Origin of the sequence: Flaviramulus basaltis (assembly GCF_900114265.1) — a bacterium.
Lineage (GTDB): Bacteria > Bacteroidota > Bacteroidia > Flavobacteriales > Flavobacteriaceae > Flaviramulus > Flaviramulus basaltis.
The window spans coordinates 1311440-1333141 of the sequence record NZ_FPKV01000001.1; the positions used below are offsets into that span (position 1 = coordinate 1311440).

At 31.3% G+C, this 21702-nt stretch carries 16 protein-coding genes and 1 tRNA gene; 11 read left to right on the forward strand and 6 right to left on the reverse strand.

The features are described 5' to 3' along the window. Positions 1-13 precede the first annotated feature (13 nt). From BT151_RS05935 to BT151_RS05950, 4 genes are read right to left on the reverse strand one after another with little or no spacing between them, the layout of a single operon-like run. Complete coding sequence (locus tag BT151_RS05935) at positions 14-628, reverse strand: deoxynucleoside kinase (protein WP_072400814.1); 615 nt, start codon at positions 626-628, stop codon at positions 14-16. A gap of 3 nt (positions 629-631) precedes the next feature. Next, positions 632-1411, reverse strand: coding sequence for a hypothetical protein (locus tag BT151_RS05940; RefSeq protein WP_072400815.1), 780 nt, complete (start codon positions 1409-1411; stop codon positions 632-634). Between the two features lie 33 nt (positions 1412-1444). Further along, positions 1445-2128, reverse strand: coding sequence for a response regulator transcription factor (locus BT151_RS05945; protein WP_072400816.1), 684 nt, complete (start codon positions 2126-2128; stop codon positions 1445-1447). After that, complete coding sequence (locus BT151_RS05950) at positions 2121-3581, reverse strand: sensor histidine kinase (protein ID WP_072400817.1); 1461 nt, start codon at positions 3579-3581, stop codon at positions 2121-2123. The genes BT151_RS05945 and BT151_RS05950 overlap by 8 nt, the downstream gene beginning before the upstream one ends. Before the next feature lie 124 nt (positions 3582-3705). On the opposite strand from BT151_RS05950, the gene BT151_RS05955 reads away from it, so the two are divergent. The 4 genes from BT151_RS05955 to BT151_RS05970 all read left to right on the forward strand — a co-directional run bounded on the left by BT151_RS05955 (position 3706) and on the right by BT151_RS05970 (position 8367). Then, entirely contained in the window at positions 3706-4530 is an 825-nt protein-coding gene (locus tag BT151_RS05955) for a GLPGLI family protein (protein ID WP_072400818.1), read from the forward strand. 78 nt (positions 4531-4608) lie between these two features. After that, positions 4609-5481, forward strand: coding sequence for a GLPGLI family protein (locus BT151_RS05960; RefSeq protein WP_072400819.1), 873 nt, complete (start codon positions 4609-4611; stop codon positions 5479-5481). Between the two features lie 39 nt (positions 5482-5520). Then, positions 5521-8226 (forward strand): TonB-dependent receptor, encoded by a 2706-nt coding sequence (locus BT151_RS05965; protein WP_072400820.1) that lies wholly within the window; start codon positions 5521-5523, stop codon positions 8224-8226. A 59-nt stretch (positions 8227-8285) separates the two neighbouring features. Next, positions 8286-8367, forward strand: a tRNA-Tyr gene (locus BT151_RS05970). 431 nt (positions 8368-8798) lie between these two features. On the opposite strand, the gene BT151_RS05975 is transcribed toward BT151_RS05970, so the two are convergent. Further along, complete coding sequence (locus BT151_RS05975; RefSeq protein ID WP_072400821.1) at positions 8799-10280, reverse strand: pyridoxal phosphate-dependent decarboxylase family protein; 1482 nt, start codon at positions 10278-10280, stop codon at positions 8799-8801. Between the two features lie 145 nt (positions 10281-10425). Continuing rightward, a complete protein-coding gene (metK, locus tag BT151_RS05980) occupies positions 10426-11679 on the reverse strand; it encodes a methionine adenosyltransferase (protein ID WP_072400822.1) in 1254 nt (417 codons plus the stop codon). Between the two features lie 602 nt (positions 11680-12281). On the opposite strand from metK, the gene ilvD reads away from it, so the two are divergent. The 7 genes from ilvD (at position 12282) to BT151_RS06015 (ending at position 21683) form a co-directional block, all read left to right on the forward strand. Continuing rightward, positions 12282-13967, forward strand: coding sequence for a dihydroxy-acid dehydratase (gene ilvD, locus BT151_RS05985; protein ID WP_072400823.1), 1686 nt, complete (start codon positions 12282-12284; stop codon positions 13965-13967). Between the two features lie 11 nt (positions 13968-13978). After that, the gene (gene ilvB, locus BT151_RS05990) at positions 13979-15712 is read left to right on the forward strand and encodes a biosynthetic-type acetolactate synthase large subunit (protein WP_072400824.1); all 1734 of its coding nucleotides are present in this window, start codon (positions 13979-13981) and stop codon (positions 15710-15712) included. An 11-nt stretch (positions 15713-15723) separates the two neighbouring features. Next, positions 15724-16257: an acetolactate synthase small subunit gene (gene ilvN, locus BT151_RS05995; protein WP_072400825.1), complete on the forward strand. Its 534-nt coding sequence runs from the start codon at positions 15724-15726 to the stop codon at positions 16255-16257. Positions 16258-16273: 16 nt separating this feature from the next. After that, the gene (ilvC, locus tag BT151_RS06000; protein ID WP_072400826.1) at positions 16274-17749 is read left to right on the forward strand and encodes a ketol-acid reductoisomerase; all 1476 of its coding nucleotides are present in this window, start codon (positions 16274-16276) and stop codon (positions 17747-17749) included. A gap of 59 nt (positions 17750-17808) precedes the next feature. Then, a complete protein-coding gene (locus tag BT151_RS06005; protein WP_072400827.1) occupies positions 17809-18618 on the forward strand; it encodes a class I SAM-dependent methyltransferase in 810 nt (269 codons plus the stop codon). 19 nt (positions 18619-18637) lie between these two features. Continuing rightward, positions 18638-19903: a threonine ammonia-lyase IlvA gene (gene ilvA, locus BT151_RS06010; protein WP_072400828.1), complete on the forward strand. Its 1266-nt coding sequence runs from the start codon at positions 18638-18640 to the stop codon at positions 19901-19903. A 187-nt stretch (positions 19904-20090) separates the two neighbouring features. Further along, a complete protein-coding gene (locus tag BT151_RS06015; protein WP_072400829.1) occupies positions 20091-21683 on the forward strand; it encodes an NADP-dependent glyceraldehyde-3-phosphate dehydrogenase in 1593 nt (530 codons plus the stop codon). The last annotated feature ends 19 nt before the right edge of the window (positions 21684-21702 follow it).

Below are 21702 nucleotides of genomic sequence, written 5' to 3' on the forward strand. Positions count from 1 at the left end.
CTTTTAGAACTGGTTAAAATAGTCCGTTTATTTCAGCGTCAATAGTATTTATAATGCTTCCTAAATCTTCGGGATTATCTACAAAATCTAAGTTATCTACATCTATAATAAGAAGTTTTCCTTTATCATAACCATGTATCCAAGCTTCATAACGCTCGTTTAATCTACTTAAATAATCAATACTAATAGAGTTTTCATAATCACGCCCGCGTTTGTGTATTTGCGATACTAAATTAGGTATTGAACTTCGTAAATAAATCAAAACATCAGGCCCTTGAACTAACGACTCCATTAAATCGAAAAGAGATTTATAATTCTCAAAATCACGATTTGTCATAAGACCCATAGCATGTAAGTTGGGTGCGAAAATATGAGCATCTTCATAAATGGTTCTATCTTGAATAATTTCTTTTCCGCTTTCACGAATTTGTAAGACTTGACGAAACCTACTATTTAAGAAGTAAACCTGTAAATTAAAACTCCAACGTTCCATTTGATTGTAAAAATCATCTAAATAAGGGTTGTCTACAACATCTTCAAGTTGTGCTTCCCATTTATAATGTTTTGCTAGTAATTTAGTGAGCGTTGTTTTTCCAGCGCCAATGTTTCCGGCAATAGCAATATGCATAGTTTATTTGATTTTTAATTGGAGTTGTTGCAAGGTTTCATGGCTGTAAATATACAAGGTTTGATTGGTTACAAAAAACTGATTTATCAACAAATTTGATGTTTTGATTGGCTGAGGTTTATCGGCATCTTTTTTTAGATAAAATAATGCATTTTCACTTTTTAAGATGATATTCTCGTTGCTTTCAACAATTGATGTGTAACCTTCATTTTTTATTTTCTTAACCAAACTTCCAAAGTAATTATACATGTAAAGAAATTTCTGTGTAAGTAACCAGCAATAATTATAATTGCTTTTTAAATCTAAAACTTGGCTTTGTACAGGTAAAGTTTGCGCCCGGATAGTTTTAGATTTGTAATCGAAAAGTTCTAGTTTTTGTAAATCTTGATTAAATAGCCACACTGTATTGTCTGAACCTGTTGAAACATACGACACATTTTTATAAGGCGTAAGCGTATTAAAATCTATTTTAAATATTTCGGCTAATCTATTATCAAGAATAATAACAGTATTAAAATCTTTGTAAAAAAGATTTATTTTTAATGGATTAAAAGCGTTAGCAAAAGTAAGATTACCAAGTTGTATATTGTTGTAGGTTATAGTTTTATTAGCTGTTTTTTTACTAAAAACGTTATTGTTTACATAATATATAGTTTCAAAATTATCTATTGAAATTAGATCATTTGCCTTAAAAACGGTTTCTTTTATAAAAGAAGTTTGAATACTATCTTGAGCATTTATTATAGCAGAAAGAAAAAAAAGAATGTAAATTGTGTATTTCATTGTAGTTTGAAAAATACAAAAATCAAACCACTTTCAACAAATTAGTTTGTAACCAAAACCACGAACATTAATAATTTCAATATTACTATCTTGTTTGAGTCTTTTTCTAAGTTTTGTAATAAATACATCCATACTTCGTGCATTAAAAAAATCGTCGCTTCCCCAAAGTTTATTTAATATTAAAGACCTATCTAAAACCTTGTTTTTGTTTTTTATAAGATGAAACAATAAATGTGCTTCGCGATGTGTTAATTGAGTTTTTTCCTCAATTTTAAATTGAAGTGTTTGTTTGGGGAAATTAAAAGTATAATGACCAATTTCTATTGTTTCAGAATGTTTTTGCTCTTTAGTCCGGCTAAGTAAATTGTTTATTCTAACAATTAATTCTTCCATGCTAAAAGGTTTTTTTAAATAATCGTTACCGCCAATAGTAAAGCCTTCAACCACATCTTGAGTTTGAGATTTAGCCGTTAAAAATATAATGGGAATAGTATCATCAATCTCTCTAATTTCTTTTGCTAATGTAAAACCATCTTTTTTTGGCATCATCACATCTAAAACCAATAATTCAGGCATTTCAGTTTGATACGTTTTAAGAGCAATGTCTCCATTTTCACAAAGTAAAACCTTAAAATTTCTCGTTTCCAGACTTTCTTTAATAATTTGTCCTAAAGCAGGTTCGTCTTCTGCTAATAATATTTTGCGAGGATTAGCCATTAGGAAGTGATATTTTAAAAGTGGTTAGGTTATTTTTTAAATCGAGTTGTATGGCTCCTTTATGTTTTTCAATGATAGATTTTGTGTAATACAAACCAATACCAAAGCCTTTTACATCATGTGTATTTCCTTTTGGTATGCGATAAAATTTTTCAAAAACGCGAGTTTTATTGTCTTTGTTTAATGTGTTTCCGTTATCTGAAATAAGTATTTCTATGGAGTTTTCTTTAGTGAATAAATCTACTGAAATTTTATTGCCTCCATATTTTACTGCATTATCAAGAATGTTATTTAAAGCATTTTCAAAATGAAAGGAGTCTATATGTATTAAAAGACTTTCAGTTTCAATATTACTGGTAAAGGTTTTATTTTGATGTTGAATTTTATAATTATTAAATAAAGTTTCTAACAAGGCAACCAAATCTATTTCTTCTTTATTTAACTCTAAGGTTTCACTATCAAGCGTTGCAGTTTCTAATAATTTTTCAACCATTACATTTAATTTAGAAAGTTGATTAGAAGATATGTCTACATACTTTTTTGTTTTCTCTTTATCATTAATAACATTAAAGTTACTTATGCTTTCTAAAGCAACGCCAATAGTAGCAATAGGCGTTTTAAATTCATGAGTTATATTACTTATTAAATCGTTTTTTACTTCTGCAAGTTGTTTTTGTTTTTGAATAATTTTTAAAAGATAGAATAAACAACTTATTACAGCTAATACCAATAAGGTAGAAATTAAAATACTATTTAAGCCTTGTTTTAAAATGATAGTTGTAGCGTTGGAATAATTTATTTCCAACTGTTCATTTTTTTTCAAGAAGGTTGATTTTGAGTTAGTTTTTAAAAAATCTGGTTGAATATTTTCAGAATTGTATGAGTTAAAAATACTATCGTTTTTAAAATGTTTTAATGCATAATTTATATCTAAATGCTTTCGTTTTAATTCGGTATTTAAAACAGGTGTTAGTTTTGTAAAATCTAATGTGTCGTTTTTAATAGAAATAAAAATAGAAGTTATACCCTTCATTAATTTAAGGCTATCAGAAGCTCTTTTACCTCTTAGAACTTTTATTTTCGAAATTTGATTGCTGCCTTTTTTTACGGTATAACCAATAGAATCTGTTATTTGAGAAAAGCCAGAAATGTCTTTATTCTTTAATGAAATATGTTCTTTTTTAACATTTAGAATTAAAGAATCAGAATTTTTATGTTGTAAAACATCTTTGTAATTTAAGGTGTCAATATCTATTAAGGTCATTTCGTTAGACTCTGCTAAATCGGCATAATAAGTATCTAAAGCATTATCTAAACTTACCTGAACTTGATTTATAAAATTTTGTTTGTTTAATAGGTAGTTTTTGTAATTCCAATAACATTGCACAACTATAGTTAAAAGTATAGTTGTTACAATGATATATAAAAGCCACGTATATTTTTTATCATTCATTTACCTCAAAAGTAAAAGTTAAAATGGTATAAAACCAATCGGTTAACACACGTTAACACTTGTTAACTATTAAAAGCCTTTTTAGTTTTCATATTTGTATATCATTAATCAAAAAAAAACAGTTATGTTAAAAATTATTAAAGTAGTGGTTGTTTTAATGTTGGCATGCTTTCAAACCAATGTGATGGCTCAAAACTTTCAAGGTATTGCGACATATAAATCTCACAGAAAAGTAGATTTAAAAGTGAACGATGAAAAAGGCAACTCTGAAATGCAAAAGCAAATTCAGGAACAATTACGCAAACAGTTTCAGCAAGAATATACGCTTACCTTTAATAAAAACGAATCTATTTACAAACGAGAAGAAAAATTAGAAGCTCCAAACCCAGTGCAATCTGGTATTAGAATTCAAGTGTCTCAAGGTTCAGATGTTATGTATAAAAACATTAAAGAGAATCGGTACACCAATAAAACTGAAATTTTCGGCAAGTTGTTTTTAATTAAAGATACTTTGGTAAACAAACAATGGCAGCTTGTAAACGAAACTAAAAACATTGGTGATTACACATGTTTTAAAGCTGTTTTTAGTCATGAAGTAACCTCTCAAACACTAACCGAAGAAGGAGAAATTGAAAACGTAACAAAACCAAGAACTGTTACGGTTTGGTATACACCACAAATTCCTATTAATAACGGTCCAGCAGAGTTTTATGGTTTACCCGGACTCATTTTAGAGGTAAATGATGGAGATTTAACACTAATTTGTACTAAGATAATTATTAATCCAACAGAAGAAGTCTCAATTGACGAACCATCAAAAGGTAAAGAGGTTACACAAGCAGAATTTGATGAAATTAACGACAAAAAATCTAAAGAAATGATGGAGCAGTTTCAATCAAGAAGAGGTAGCGGCGATGGCGAAAGAGTTATGATTAGAATTGGAGGATAATTTTTTATTTCTCAGTTAAACTTTAATCCTAAAAAAGAGTCTAAATTTAAGTTCTAAAACTGTATTAAGACTTTTAAGATGAAAAAACAATCAATATCTCTTTACATTACTATCACAATTATTTTTTTAATTAGCAATTTATTAACTGCTCAAGAATTTAAAGGCATTGCTACCTATCAAACGAAAACAACTCTTAAACTAGATAATTTTGGAGGTCGTCAATTAAGCGAGCAACAAAAAAAGCAAATGATGGAACGTATGAAAAGTTCTTTAGAAAAAACTTATACCCTAACATTTACCCAATCTGAATCTATGTATAAAGAAGATGAAAAACTTGAAGTTGCTACTGGTGGACGAGGAAGAGGTTTTATGTTTGGAGGCGGTGGTAGCTCAGGTCCAGTATATAAAAATATAAAAGAAAAGCAATTAACCCAAGAAGAAGAATTTTTAGGAAAACAATTTTTAATACAAGATTCATTAAAACCTATACAATGGAAAATGGGAAGTGAATCAAAACAAATTGGTCAATATCTATGTTTTAAAGCAACCGCAAGTAAACCTGTTGAAGGTTTCGATTGGCAACGAAATAGGCTTGGTAGCGATGATGAGAATAAAGATGCCGAAAAAGCGACAGACTCTACTTCAGCAAATAAAGAAGTAGAAGAAAAAGAAGAAACACCACGAGAAATTGAAATTGTAGCATGGTATACACCTCAATTAGCGGTTAGCCAAGGACCAGCAGAATATTGGGGATTACCAGGTTTAATTTTAGAGTTAAGCGCAGATAATACTACAATGCTCTGTACCAAAATTATAATAAATCCAAGAGAAGTAGAAGAAATAAAACCTTTAAGTAAAGGAAAGGTAGTTACTAAAGAAGAATATAACGAGATTATGACCACCAAAATGAAAGAGATGAGAGAAATGTATAGACAACGAAGAAACAACTAAGATAAACTTGTCTATTAATCAATTACTAACAATCAAAAAATGAAACAAATTTTCGTACTAGTTTTAGTACTTGTAACAAGCATCTCTTTTTCGCAAATAAAAATAGAAGGGATTGTAAAAGATAGTATCGGTTCTCCTCTAGAATTAGTAAATGTTATTGCTATAAACCAAGAAACAAAAGGGTTAGAGTCTTATGGTATTACCAATGATGACGGACGTTACAAATTATCTTTATCAAAAAACACCACTTACAGTTTACAAGTAAGTTATGTAGGAATGAAAACAGCTACCGAAACGATTACTACAAAAGAAGATGATATTGATAAAGATTTTACTTTACAAATGGATAACGCATTAGATGCTGTTGAACTTACATACGAAATGCCGGTAACGGTAAGTGGAGATACATTAATTTATAATGCAGATTCGTTTAAAAACGGAACAGAAAGAAAACTTGAAGATATTTTAAAGAAACTACCTGGTGTTGAAATTAACGATAATGGACAAATTGAAGTTGAAGGTAAGGTTGTCTCAAAAGTGATGGTAAATGGTAAAGATTTTTTTGATGGTGATACAAAACTAGCAACAAAAAACATTCCTTCAAATGCTGTAGATAAAGTGCAGGTTCTAAAAAACTTTGCCGAAGTGGGGCAATTAAGTGGCGTTACTAATAATCAGGATAATATTGCTATTAATATTAAATTAAAAGAGGGAAAAGAGAATTTTTGGTTTGGAAATGTTACTGCCGGAGGAGGTTCATCAGATAATAATGGATTATACATTGTGCAACCAAAATTGTTTTATTACAGTCCAAAATACAGTGTTAATTTAATTGGAGATTTAAATAATACTGGTGAAATCGCTTTTACAAGGCGAGATTATTTTAATTTCTCAGGCGGATTTAGAAGTCCTAGCAGAAGCAGTGGTACAAACATAAATTTAGGGAATAATGACTTAGGTTTTCTATCACTTCAAAATAATAGAGCTAAGGATATAAACACCAAATTTGGAGCCGCTAACTTTAGTTATTCACCTAAAAAGACTTTAGATATTAGTGGATTTGCTATTTTTTCAAACAGTAAAACAGAGTTACAAGAAAACAACTCGGTACAATATACAGATGAAAGTTTGGGTATTCCAGATGAAGACACAGAAAGCAATACCACGCAACGTAGCGATTTAGGTATGTTGAAATTTAGTGCTAAATATAAGCCAAATGCGAGCAATCAATTAGATTATGATATTTTAGGTAGAATCTCTAAAGAATCGCAAGATCAAGGTTTTTTATCATCTGTATTAGGAAATATCGATCAAGTTGAAAATACGAGTCCGTATAGTATTAATCAGAATATAAACTATTATTACACACTTAATGAAAGAAATATTTTTGCTTTTGAAGCGCAGCATTTATTACAAGATGAAGATCCGTTTTACAATGCTATTTTAGAAGATAAAAGTAATTATCTAAATACTGCTGATGCTTTAGGGTTAGACGGAAATCAGTCTGGATTTAACATCGTTCAAGATAAACGAGTAAAGTCGAACCAACTGGATGCTAAATTAGATTACTGGAATGTGTTAAATCAAAAAAGCAATATAAATGTAACTTTTGGTACTATTTTAAGTAAACAGCAGTTTGATTCTGAAATCTTTCAAATTTTAGATGACGATTCAGAATTCAATCCAACACCCACAATTAATGATGGATTAGATACTAATGATACCGATTATAATTTTAGCGACCTTTATTTAGGTTTACACTATCAATTTAAAACAGGAATTTTTACCTTTAATCCAGGAGTTTCTGCACATGCTTACAGTACAAAAAATACACAGTTTGGTAATACTTATAAAGATAATTTCTTTAGGTTGTTGCCAGATTTTGATATGCGTATGCAATTAAAAAAGAGTGAGAATATTTCATTGCGTTACAGCATGCAAACACAATTTACAGATGTTACCAATTTGGCAAGAGGTTTGGTTTTAAATAATTATAACTCATTATATTTTGGAGATGAAGCTTTAGATAATGCTATTTCTCACAACGTAAACCTATCTTACTTTAGTTTTAATATGTTTAATTACACCAATGTATTTGCTAATTTAAGTTACTCTAAAAGTATAGATCAAATAAGAAACTTAAGTAATTTTGAAACGGTTATACGTACCAGTTCACCTTTTAATTCTTCATTTGCCGACGAAAGTGTTTCGGCAAGAGGACGTTTTCAAAGACGTTTTGGTAAACTTCAAGCGTCGATTAATGGTAATTTTAACTATTCAAAATTCAATCAATTTATACAAAATCAGCGTTCTTTAAATGAAAATTACTCGCAAACTTATAATGCGGAGTTGCGTACAAATTTTAGAGATGCGCCAAACGTAGAGATTGGTTACCGTTACAGTATTTCAGATAATGACCAAGGAACAAGCAGAACAAAGTTTTACACAAAAGCACCTTCAATAGAATTTGATGCATACATCTGGAAAAAACTAACTTTTAAAACAGATTATTCGTATAATAATTTTAGTAATGAAGATAGAACGCTAAATAGTTTTGAGTTTTGGAATGCATCACTATCATATAGAAAAGATAAAGATGCCAAGTTTGAATACGAACTTAAAGCGACTAACTTGCTAAATACCAAATCTACATCACAAAGTAATAATAGTGCTTTTTCTGTAAGTGCAACCGAGTATTTTATTCAACCTAGATTTTTAACACTAAGATTACGATACGAATTATAAAATACTTGCGTTTTTTGTTTGTAGAATTAACAAACAATAATATATTTGCCAACGGTTTTGGGGAGATACTCAAGCGGCCAACGAGGGCAGACTGTAAATCTGCTGACTACGTCTTCGCAGGTTCGAATCCTGCTCTCCCCACTTTAAACAAAAAAAGTCTGCATTTGCAGACTTTTTTTGTTTAATCTATAATTGGAAATTAAATTCTACTAATTTTATTTTCTCGAAATATTTTTATTTCAAAAAAAGTAGTGTCTAATTTATGACATTACTGCAGAAATGTGCTTGTGTTTATTTGTTTAAGAGGTTCTCCTGAAATAAGGACAATCCACAGGGGTAATATAATAATGCTTTAAAATTCTAACTAAAGAATTTTTTCAGCATGCTTGTCTACACATTTTTTCTATAGTTTCTAAATAGCTGTTAGCCATTACTAAATTAGTTATTTGGTGGATTTTATCATTAGCATATAGCCTTCCTCTTAATGTTGCTTTTTCGGGTGAATTATATTAGACATACATCTTCTATTTAAATCCTATATTATAATACTGCTTTAATACGTTTTGGTTAATCTATTCTATGGTTTGAGATAGTTTTAAATGAACTTTTCTTCCTTCTCTTATTATTATTTCAATAATCTCTTCAATGTCTTTTTTGGAGGTTCTGAAATTCACAATACAAGCTCTTAAACAATATTTTTCAAAAACAATAGCATTAGATAAAAACACTTCTCCTCCAGTCTGTAATTTATTTAATACATTTTCATTCAGTTTATTGAGATAATCATTGTTGTTTATATCTAATGGAATGTATCTTAATGTAGTTATACTTAAATTTTGAGAAACAGCTTCCAGTTCTGGGTGTTTTTCAGCTAAGTGATATAAAATTTTAGAGAGTTGAATATCTTCACTAATAAGTTTTTCATAACCACTTCTACCTATTTGTTGTAAGGTTAACCAGACTTTTAAAGCTCTAAAGCCTCTTGAGTTTTGAAATCCATATTCGTAAAAATTTTGAGCTATTTCTTCTTCATTATGACTAAAATTATAATATTCGGGATGAGAACTATATGTGTCGATTAAATGCTGAGGATTTTTCACCAAAGTACATCCAGCTTCAAGCGGACTATATAGCCATTTATGAGGGTCTAGAGCAATAGAGTCGGCTTCTTTAATACCTTCAAATAAATAGTTGAGTTTTGGAATAACTGCTGCAGGTACACCATAGGCGCCATCTATGTGAAACCACAAATCATATGTTTTGCAAATGGTTGATATATGACTCAAATCATCAACAACTCCAGTACTAACGTCTCCAGCTGTACCAATTACCATTATTGGTTTATAGCCGTTTTTTAAATCTTGTTTTATTGTGGTTTCTAATATAGTAGTATCAATTCTATTGGTGGTATCAGTTTGTATCCATCGAATAGATTTAGTTCCTAATCCAAATAAAATAGCAGCTTTTTCAATCCAGGTATGTGTCGTTTTAGAACAGTAAATAGTAAGCTTGTCTGAATTGTTTGAAATACCATTTTCTTTGATGCTTTTAGGTGCTTTTGCTGTTCTAGCAGCTAAGAATGCGGTAAAATTGGCCATATTACCACCACTGACTAATATGCCGCCATAGTTTGGTGAAACACCAATAAATTCAGCTAACCATTTAATAGTTTGTTTTTCAATTTCAGAAGCTATAGGACTTAGAATATGTGCGCCAACATTTGGATTTACGGAAGCTGCTAGTAAGTCTGCCAATGCTCCAATTGGCGCAGCAGAAGAAGTAATATATCCCAAAAATTTTGGATGTCCGTTTAGTAAAGAATGGTTGAATAATAAATTAGTGGTTTTAGAAATTAACTCATTTGATGCTATACCGTTTTCGGGTAATGATGAGTTTCCTAATATATTTTGTAATTGACTTGGGCCTTCATTTGGTGTAACTGGTCTTTTATCTATTGAATCAATAAAATCAGAAATATCATCAATTAATTTATAACCAATTTTTCTAAATTCTTCTTTGCCTATTTCTATAGATGATTCTCTTGTTTCAGACATAATTCTATCTTTTTAGAATGCATCAGAGCTTTTGTATCAGATGCTTAACGAAGTTAACTGAAATTTTTTACAAAGTCAATTTTACACAAAAAAAGACCGCCTTTTTTAAGGCGGTCTTTTCATAATAGTTATAAAAATTTTAGGTTTACAAACCAAAAACTTCTTTTACTTTATCAACATAATCTAGTTTTTCCCAAGTAAAAAGTTCTACATCAAGTGTAATAGTTTCGCCCATAGGTTGAGAAAATGTTTTGGTAACGATTTCATTAACGCGTCCCATATGTCCGTATGCAGCAGTTTCACTGTATATTGGTGCGCGTAATTTTAAACGATCTTCAATAGCAAAAGGGCGCATATCAAATATCTGAGATACTTTTACAGCAATTTCACCATCAGTCATATTAAAAGGACAAGTGCCATAGGTGTCAATAAAAATACCCATAGGTTCAACAACACCAATAGCATAACTTACTTGCACTAAAATTTCATCGGCAACACCAGCGGCAACTAAGTTTTTAGCAATATGTCTTGTGGCGTACGCAGCACTTCTATCTACTTTACTTGGGTCTTTACCTGAGAAAGCACCTCCACCATGAGCGCCTTTTCCGCCGTAAGTATCTACAATAATTTTACGTCCTGTTAATCCTGTATCACCATGTGGCCCACCAATAACAAATTTTCCTGTTGGGTTAATATGATATTTAATACTATCATTAAACAACTTTTGGATGGCTTCTGGTAATTTGGTAACTACACGAGGTATTAAAATTTCAACAATATCTTTTCTGATTTTAGCAAGCATGGTATCATCATCACCAAAATCATCATGTTGTGTTGAAACCACTATGGCATCAATACGTTGCGGAATATTATCATCACTATACTCAATAGTTACCTGACTTTTAGAATCGGGTCTTAAATAAGTGATATCCTCGTTTTCTCTACGTAAATCAGCAAGTTCTTTTAAAATTCTATGCGATAAATCTAAAGCTAAAGGCATAAAGTTTTCGGTTTCATTGGTTGCGTAACCAAACATCATACCTTGGTCTCCAGCACCTTGCTCTTCTTTGCTAGCTCTATCTACACCTCTATTTATATCATCTGATTGCTCGTGAATAGCTGAAAGAACACCACAAGAGTTGCCATCAAACATATATTCGCCTTTGGTATAACCAATTTTGTTTATAGTATCTCGTGCAATTTTCTGTACATCTAAATACGTATGCGATTTAACTTCGCCAGCAAGCACCACTTGACCAGTAGTTACTAAAGTTTCACAAGCGACTTTCGAGTCTTTATCAAATGCTAAAAAATTATCAATTAAAGCATCACTAATTTGATCTGCTACTTTATCTGGGTGTCCTTCAGAAACACTTTCTGAAGTAAATAAATAAGCCATAATTATATATTTTATTCAAGATTTGACGGATAACGTCGAAGGAAGTTGTTCACTGCCTTTAGCATTTTTATTTATACTTAAAAATCAAGTACAAAGAGGTTGCAATCAGTCAAATCTTTCCTCTGTTATTTGTTTAGGCAAAAGTAAAAAAATAAAAGAATATGCAAGTTGATTTTTATTTTTTTATGAAAACAATAGGTATTCAAAAAATATTTATGAATATTTGTTAAACATTTATGAAAAATCAATTAGTAAATATCATTTCTGTCATTGTTATTGTGATTATTTCACAACGATAGGGAATGGTATATTAAAACTTATATAAATTTTAAAGCCTTCCCAAAACGGAAGGCTTTTTTTATGCTTTTTTTTCATTTTTGAACATCATAGAAAAATTGATTTAAATAACTGATAAACAGAATGTTGAATTGATTATTATGTTTGTGAATTTAACCTTAAATAACAATGAATAAACATTATAAAAACCTAATAAATTAATTTCGATTCTTGTTTTGGTTTATTTTTCAAGATTTTTATTTAAAATCCTAAAAATCAGTAAAAAAAACATTAACAATGAAGAGAAGCAATTTTTTGCAATATATATGAAAGAACTAAATAAACATAGTAGAAGATTAACACAAGATGAATCTCAGCCAGCATCTCAAGCCATGCTATATGCGGTAGGATTGACAGATGAAGATATGAAAAAAGCCCAAGTGGGTATTGCTAGTACAGGATACGATGGAAACCCGTGTAATATGCATTTAAATGGTTTAGCTGCTGAAGTTAAAATTGAATGTAAAATAGCAGGTTTGGTAGGCTTAGGGTTTAATACCATTGGTGTTAGTGATGGTATTTCTATGGGAACTTCTGGAATGAATTATTCTTTAGCTTCTCGAGATATTATTGCAGATTCTATTGAAACCGTAATGAATGCTCAAAGTTATGACGCACTTATATCTGTGGTTGGTTGTGATAAAAATATGCCAGGAGCAGTTATTGCAATGTTGCGTTTAAATCGTCCGTCAATAATGATGTATGGTGGTACCATAGCATCTGGAAAATATAAAGGAAGAAAACTAAATATTGTTTCAGCTTTTGAAGCTTTAGGTCAAAAAGTTGCAGGTGAAATTGATGAAGAAGAATATAGAGAGATTATAAAAAATGCCATTCCTGGAGCTGGTGCTTGTGGTGGTATGTATACTGCAAATACAATGGCTTCCGCTATAGAATGTATGGGGTTTGCATTGCCTTATAATTCGTCTATTCCTGCCGAAAATCCTAATAAATTATCAGAAAGTGAAAGAACAGCCATAGCTGTTAAAAACCTTTTAGAATTAGATTTAAAACCTTTAGATATTATTTCTAAAAAATCTATTGAAAATGCTATAGCACTTGTAAATGCATTGGGAGGATCTACAAATGCAGTTTTACACTTTTTAGCAATTGCACATGCGGCAGATATAGAATTCACATTAGAAGATTTTCAACGTGTTAGTGACAAAACACCTTTAATAGCCGATCTAAAACCGAGCGGAAAATATTTAATGGAAGATGTTCACGGCGTTGGAGGAACACCAGCTGTGATGAAATATTTATTAGACAATGGTTATTTACATGGTGATTGTATGACAGTAACAGGAAAAACATTAGCTGAAAATTTAGCAGATGTTGAGCCTCTTAAGTTTGAAAATGATCAAGATGTTATTTATCCAAAAGATAAAGCATTAAAATCTTCAGGGAACTTACAAATCCTTTATGGAAACTTAGCGACTGAAGGTGCTGTTGCTAAAATATCAGGAAATGAAGGCTTATTGTTTGAAGGAAAAGCGGTTGTTTATGATGGTGAGCAAGCAGCAAATACAGGAATTTCGAATGGCGAAGTAGAAAGAGGCGATGTAGTCGTCATTAGATATGTTGGTCCAAAAGGAGGTCCAGGAATGCCAGAAATGTTAAAACCAACGTCTTTAATAATGGGTGCTGGTTTAGGGAAATCTGTAGCTTTAATTACAGATGGGCGTTTTTCTGGAGGTACTCACGGTTTTGTTGTTGGACATATTACACCAGAAGCACAATCTGGAGGAACTATAGGATTATTAAAAACAGGAGATAAAATTAAAATTAGTGCGGAAGATAATTCCATTAACGTATTACTTTCTGATGAAGAGTTAGCAGAAAGAAAAGCACAATGGGTTGAGCCAGAGTTAAAACACAAAAAAGGAATATTATATAAATATGCAAAAATGGTAGCATCAGCTTCAAAAGGCTGCGTTACAGATGCATTTTAAATTTGTGAGTTATGAATACACAAACAGCTAAAAAAACTAAAGAAGTGATAAATAAAACAGAACGTATCACAGGTAGCGAAGCTATTATCAAATGCCTAATTGCTGAGGGCGTAGATATTCTTTATGGATATCCAGGAGGTGCTATTATGCCTGTATACGATGAGTTATATAAATATCAAGATAAAATTCATCATGTATTAACGCGCCACGAACAAGGCGCTACACATGCAGCTCAAGGTTATGCGCGTATTTCTGGAAAAGTTGGTGTTGCTATGGCTACTTCAGGTCCAGGTGCTACAAATTTAGTAACAGGAATTGCAGATGCGCAAATAGATTCAACACCTATGGTTTGTATCACAGGTCAAGTCTTTTCACATTTATTAGGTAGTGATGCGTTTCAAGAAACCGATATTGTTGGTATTTCCACACCAGTTACAAAATGGAATCATCAAGTTACTAAAGCTTCAGAAATCCCAGAAGTTTTAGCGAAAGCATTTTATATAGCAAAAAGCGGACGTCCAGGTCCAGTTTTAATAGATATTACAAAAGATGCCCAGGTTTCTGAGTTAGATTTTGAATACAAAAAGTGTACAGGAATTAGAAGTTATATTCCAGTACCTAAAACAAATCCAGACAAAGTTAAAGCGGCTGCCGAATTAATAAATTCAGCAAAAAAACCAATGATTGTTTGGGGGCAAGGTGTTATTCTTGGTCAAGCAGAAAATGAGTTAAAAGCTGTTATTGAAAAAGCAGGTATTCCATCTGCGTGGACAATTCTAGGGGCTTCAGCAATACCAACTTCACACCCATTAAATATTGGTATGGTTGGAATGCATGGTAATTATGCACCTAATAAATTAACTAACGAATGCGACGTTCTAATTGCTATAGGCATGCGTTTTGATGATCGTGTTACTGGCAGTTTAAATACTTATGCTAAACAAGCAAAAATTATTCATTTTGATATTGATCCTGCAGAGATTGATAAAAATGTAAAAACAGATGTTGCTGTAATAGGCGATTCTAAAGATAGTTTAGCTAAATTATTACCATTATTAAAAGAAACATCTCATGATTCATGGTTAAAAGAATTTAAAGATTTATATGCTATTGAGTTTGAAAAAGTTATTAAAGATGACATAACACCTACTAAAGAAGGTTTAACCATGGGTGAGGTTATAAGACAAATAAATATTGAAACTAAAGGTAATGCCGCCATTGTATCGGATGTTGGGCAACACCAAATGATTGCATGTCGTTATGCCGATTTTAATATTACAAAAAGTAATATTACATCAGGTGGTTTAGGTACTATGGGGTTTGCACTTCCTGCAGCAATTGGAGCTAAAATGGCAGCGCCAGAACGAGAGGTTGTTGCTATTATTGGTGATGGTGGTTACCAAATGACGATTCAAGAACTGGGAACTATTTTTCAGCAAAAAGTACCTGTAAAAATAGTAGTTTTAAATAACGAGTTTTTAGGAATGGTACGTCAATGGCAACAGTTGTTTTTCGATAAACGTTATGCGTCAACAGAAATGACAAATCCTAATTTCGTTGCTATAGCAGAAGGTTACTATATTAAAGCCAGAAAAGTAGTAAAACGTGAAGAATTAGCAGAAGCAGTAAAAGAAATGATTGCATCAAAAGACTCATATTTCTTAGAAGTTTGTGTAGAAAAAGAAGGTAATGTGTTTCCAATGATTCCTTCTGGAGCATCGGTTTCAGATGTACGTTTAAGCTAAAAAATAAAGAAATGAACGAAGATATAAAAACATTCACCATATCAATTTATACCGAAAATAACATCGGTTTATTAAATCGTATATCAGCAATTTTTCAACGCAGACACATTAATATTGAAAGTTTAACAACTTCACAATCTGAAATTGAAGGCGTAAATCGTTTTGTAATTGTTGTGAATATTACGGAAGAACAAGCTAAAAAAATTGTTGGACAATTTGAAAAACAAATAGAAGTTATTCGTGCTTTTTATCATACTGATGAAGAAACTATTTATCAAGAATCATGTATGTTTAAAATCAAATCAAATTTATTGTTTGAGGAGCCACAAATTCAGAATATAATTAAAGAAAGCAATACAAGAATAGTTACTGTAAATAAAGAGTTTTTTGTGCTAGAAAAGTCTGGTAGAAGAAACGAAATTGAATCTTTAAGAAGAGATTTAAATGTTTTTGGCATTATGCAATTTGTACGTTCTGGTCGTATAGCAGTAACAAAAGATGAAATGAAAGTAACAGAAATGCTATTAGCATTTAATAACCAATAATAACTAATAATTAAAAATGGGAAATTATTTTAACACACTATCGTTAAGAGACAAATTAAATCAATTATCGAAGTGTAGATTTATGGATTCTTCAGAGTTTGAAGATGGAGTAAATGCATTAAAAGGAAAGAAAATTGTGATTGTAGGATGTGGAGCGCAAGGTCTTAACCAAGGTTTAAATATGAGAGATTCTGGATTAGATATTTCTTATACTTTAAGACCACAAGCTATTGCAGAAAAACGTGCGTCTTATGTAAACGCAACCGAAAATGGTTTTAATGTAGGAACATACGAAGAGTTAATTCCAACAGCAGATTTAGTATTAAACTTAACACCAGACAAACAACATACAAGTGTAATAAAAGCGATTATGCCTTTAATGAAAAAAGGTGCAACGTTATCATATTCTCATGGTTTTAATATTGTTGAAGAAGGGACTCAAGTTCGTGAAGACTTAACAGTTATTATGGTGGCGCCTAAATGCCCAGGAACAGAAGTAAGAGAAGAATATAAAAGAGGTTTTGGTGTGCCAACTTTAATTGCGGTACACGAAGAAAATGACCCAGAAGGAAAAGGATGGGCTCAAGCAAAAGCTTACGCTGCTGCAACTGGTGGTGATAAAGCTGGTGTATTGGCATCATCTTTTGTTGCTGAGGTTAAATCTGATTTAATGGGAGAACAAACTATTCTTTGTGGTTTGTTGCAAACAGGATCTATTCTTTGTTTTGATAAAATGATTGAAAAAGGAATTGACGCTGGTTATGCTTCAAAATTAATTCAATATGGTTGGGAAACTGTAACAGAAGGTCTTAAATATGGTGGTATTACTAACATGATGGATCGTTTGTCTAACCCAGCAAAAATTAAAGCTTTCGAACTTTCAGAAGAATTAAAAGATATTATGCGTCCGTTATTTCAAAAACATATGGATGACATTATGGAAGGTAACTTTTCTAGTGGAATGATGGCAGACTGGGCTAATGATGATAAAGATTTATTAGGTTGGAGAGCTGCAACAGCTGAAACTGCTTTTGAAAAAACACCTGCTGGTGATATTGAAATTTCAGAGCAAGAGTACTATGATAATGGAGTTTTAATGGTTGCTATGGTAAGAGCAGGAGTGGAATTAGCTTTTGAAGCAATGACGGATTCTGGAATTATTGATGCGTCTGCATACTACGAGTCATTACACGAAACGCCACTTATCGCAAATACTATTGCAAGACGTAAATTATATGAAATGAATAGTGTGATTTCTGATACTGCGGAGTACGGTTGTTATTTATTTGATCATGCTTGTAAGCCATTATTAGCAGATTTTATGACAAAAATTGACACTGATGTTATTGGTAAGGCATATGCAAAAGATAACGGTAAAGGTGTTGATAATGCTAAATTAATAGAAGTAAATAAAGCATTAAGAAATCATCCAGTTGAAAAAGTAGGATCTTTTTTAAGAGCTTCTATGACTGCTATGAAACCAATAGTATAAATTTATATTGAATAACTGCTAGGTTTTAAATCTGGCAGTTATTATTGAATATTTCCAAGATGCAAAATAATAAGTACATAGAACGAGATGGACAAGAAGCATCAAGGATTTTTGATAATAGAAGTTTAAAAGTTGACTACCGAAATCTTGAATCTATTTTGAAGAAAGGGATGTCTGTTTTAGATGTTGGTTGTGGAACTGGTGCAATAACAAAAGATATAGCAGATATTGTAGGTCCTTTAGGGAAAGTTATTGGCATAGATAACACAGCGAAATTTATAGAAAGTGGTAAGGTAACTTATAAAAATACTCAAAACCTACAACTCAGTCATTGTGATATTTTTGATTTTGAATTAGATCAAAAATTCGATTTAATAGTTTCAGCGAGGGTTTTGCAGTGGTTAGCTAACCCCAAGGATGCGTTGTTAAAAATGAAGTCCTTGTTAAAACCAAACGGACAAATTTCTATTCTAGATTACAATCATGATAAATTAGAGTGGAAACCTAAGCCGCCTGAAAGTATGCTATCTTTTTATAAAATTTTTTTAAAATGGAGGAAAGATGCAGGGATGAATAATGCAATTGCTGATGATTTGTCTCATTTATTAAAAGAAATAGGAATGAATGATATTGAAAAAATAAATTCAGACGAACATTATGAAAAGCATCGTTCTGATTTTAGTTCAAAAGTTGGTATTTGGTCTAAAGTCGCAAGTTCTATGCAAATGGTTGAAGAAGGATATTTAGATAATGATTTGCGATTAAAAGCTATAGAAGAATATGATGAATGGGTTAAAAACAATGCAATTTCTATGACAATGAGATTAAACGAAGTTAGAGGGAAGATGTCAGTTACAAGTTCTAAATAGTATAAACTAGAAAACAAATATGAATAAGGAAAACAAAACATATTTTCCTAGTATAGATAATATTAAAGTAGCTGCCGATACCATTAAAAAAGTATCGGCAGTTACGCCTTTAAGCCCTAGCTTAAGATATTCAAAACAATTTAATGCTAATATACTTTTAAAGCGTGAAGACTTGCAGCAAGTACGTTCTTATAAAATTAGAGGCGCTTACAATAAAATAAGTTCTCTAACAGAGGTACAGTCTTCAAATGGTGTAGTTTGTGCTAGCGCAGGAAATCATGCGCAAGGTGTTGCTTTATCGTGCAAATTGTTAAAGATAAAAGGGGTAATATATATGCCAGCACCAACACCTAATCAAAAAGTTGAGCAGGTTAAAATGTTTGGTGAAGACTTCATAGAAATAAAATTGGTAGGCGATACTTTCGATGATGCTTACCATGCAGCTATGTTAGAATGTAATGAGTTAAAGAAAACATTCATACATCCTTTTAACGATGAAAAAGTTATTGAAGGACAGGCAACAATAGGTTTAGAGATTTTAGAACAAACCGATGTGCCTTTAGATTATGTTTTTATTGCTGTTGGTGGTGGCGGATTAGCAGCGGGATTGTCAACTGTTTTTAAAGCATTATCTCCAAATACAAAAATTATTGGTGTTGAGCCAGAAGGAGCTCCATCTATGACTGTTTCTATAAAAAACAATAAAAACACGGAGTTAGAACATATTGAAAAATTTATTGATGGTGCTGCAGTAAAACGCGTAGGCGATTTAAATTTTGAAATTTGTAAAGTAAATTTGCATGCCATGTTAACTGTTCCTGAAGGTAAGGTTTGCGAAACTATTTTAGAACTTTATAATAAAGATGCTATTGTGGTAGAACCTGCCGGAGCATTAAGTATTTCTGCATTAGATTTCTATGCTGAAGAAATAAAAGGTAAAAACGTGGTTTGTGTTGTTAGCGGTAGTAATAATGATATTACACGTACTCCAGAAATAAAAGAACGCGCTTTACTATATGCTAATTTAAAGCACTATTTTATTATAAATTTCCCTCAACGTGCAGGAGCATTAAAAGAGTTTGTGGTTGATATTTTAGGTGAAAATGATGATGTGACTTACTTTCAATATGCTAAAAAAACAAATAGAGAAAATGGTTCTGCTGTCGTAGGTATTCAGTTAAAATCTGCGGATGATTTAGAGCCTTTAATTACCAAAATGAAAACACGTAATTTTTATGGTGATTATCTAAATGATAAGCCAGATTTATTTCAGTTTTTAGTTTAAAAGCTGGTTTTAATTAAACATTTTATCCCTTTTGTTTTATCGCAAACGTTTGAGTTTTAAAGATTTTATTTACTTATTATTAGAATGTTAAGAATATGATATTTTTAAAAGCTCAATGTCCTGTTAGCATGAATTTTAATCAAATATTAAGTATCTTAGCTATAGTTACAATACAATATTATAACCTATGAATTCTACAATAACAGAAATCCCTCAGCAATATAAAATCACATCGCTTTTACATCAAAAAAGCTATTTAGTTTCAGGAGAATTAAAAACTTGGAATGGAGCTACTAGCGAGGTGTATTCAACAATATCATCAACAGAAGATTACAAACCAACATTATTAGGAACTGTTCCTGATTTAGGAGAAAACGAAGCTATGGAGGCTTTGAGTTCCGCTTTAAGTGCATATGATAAAGGTCAAGGTTTATGGCCAACAATGAAAGTTGAAGCACGTATAAAATGCATGGAAAAGTTTGTAGAGCAAATGAAAACCAAGCGTGAAGAAGTGGTAAAACTTTTAATGTGGGAAATTGGTAAAAACCTACCAGATTCTGAAAAAGAATTTGACAGAACAGTTGATTACATATACGATACAATTGAGGATTACAAGCAGTTAGATAGAGACTCTGCAAAGTTTGAAAAAAATGATGGTGTATATGCACATATACGTAGAGGTCCACTTGGAGTTGTATTATGTTTAGGGCCTTATAACTATCCGCTTAACGAAACATTTACATTGCTTATTCCCGCGTTAATAATGGGAAATACAGTGGTTTTTAAACCTGCAAAGCATGGAGTTTTACTTATTTCACCATTATTAGAAGCCTTTCAAAGTAGTTTCCCTAAAGGCGTAGTAAACGTTATTTATGGTCGTGGTCGTGTTTTGGCAACGCCAATTATGCAATCAGGTAAAATAGATGTTTTAGCATTAATAGGTAATAGTAAGTCTGCAAACGCATTACAGTCACAACACCCAAAAGGTAATAGGTTACGTATGGTTTTAGGTTTGGAGGCAAAAAACCCAGCTATTGTTTTGCCAGATGCCGATTTAGATTTAGCTGTAAGTGAATGTTTAGCAGGAACATTGTCATTTAATGGCCAGCGTTGTACAGCTTTAAAAGTATTATATGTACATGAATCTATAGCAGACGAATTTAATAAACGTTTTTCAGCTAAAGTTGATGCGCTTAAATTTGGAAATCCTTGGGAAGAAGGTGTGAAATTAACACCGCTTCCTGAAGTTGATAAACCAAAATATATTCAAGAACTTATTGATGATGCCTTAAGTAAAGGTGCAAGTATTTTAAATAAAAAAGGAGGTGAAACTACCAATAATTTTATTTTTCCAGCAGTTTTGTATCCAATAAGTAAGGATATGAAAGTTTACAAAGAGGAGCAATTTGGACCTGTAGTTCCAGTTATGTCTTTTAAAAATATTGAAGAGCCTTTAGATGATATGGCAGAATCTAATTATGGTCAACAAGTAAGTTTATTTGGTAAAAATGTAAATACATTAGCGCCATTAATTGATACTTTAGTGAATTTGGTATGTAGAGTAAATTTAAATAGTTCTTGTCAGCGTGGTCCAGATGTTTATCCTTTTACAGGAAGAAAAGATTCTGCCTTTGGTACTTTAAGTGTGCATGATGCACTACGTTCGTTTTCAATAAGAACTTTTGTGGCTTCAAAAGATAATGAGTATAATAAAGCGATATTAAATGAACTTTTAGATAAGAAAATATCTAACTTTATAAGTACAGATTATATATTATAAAAACTAAATCAAAATTTGA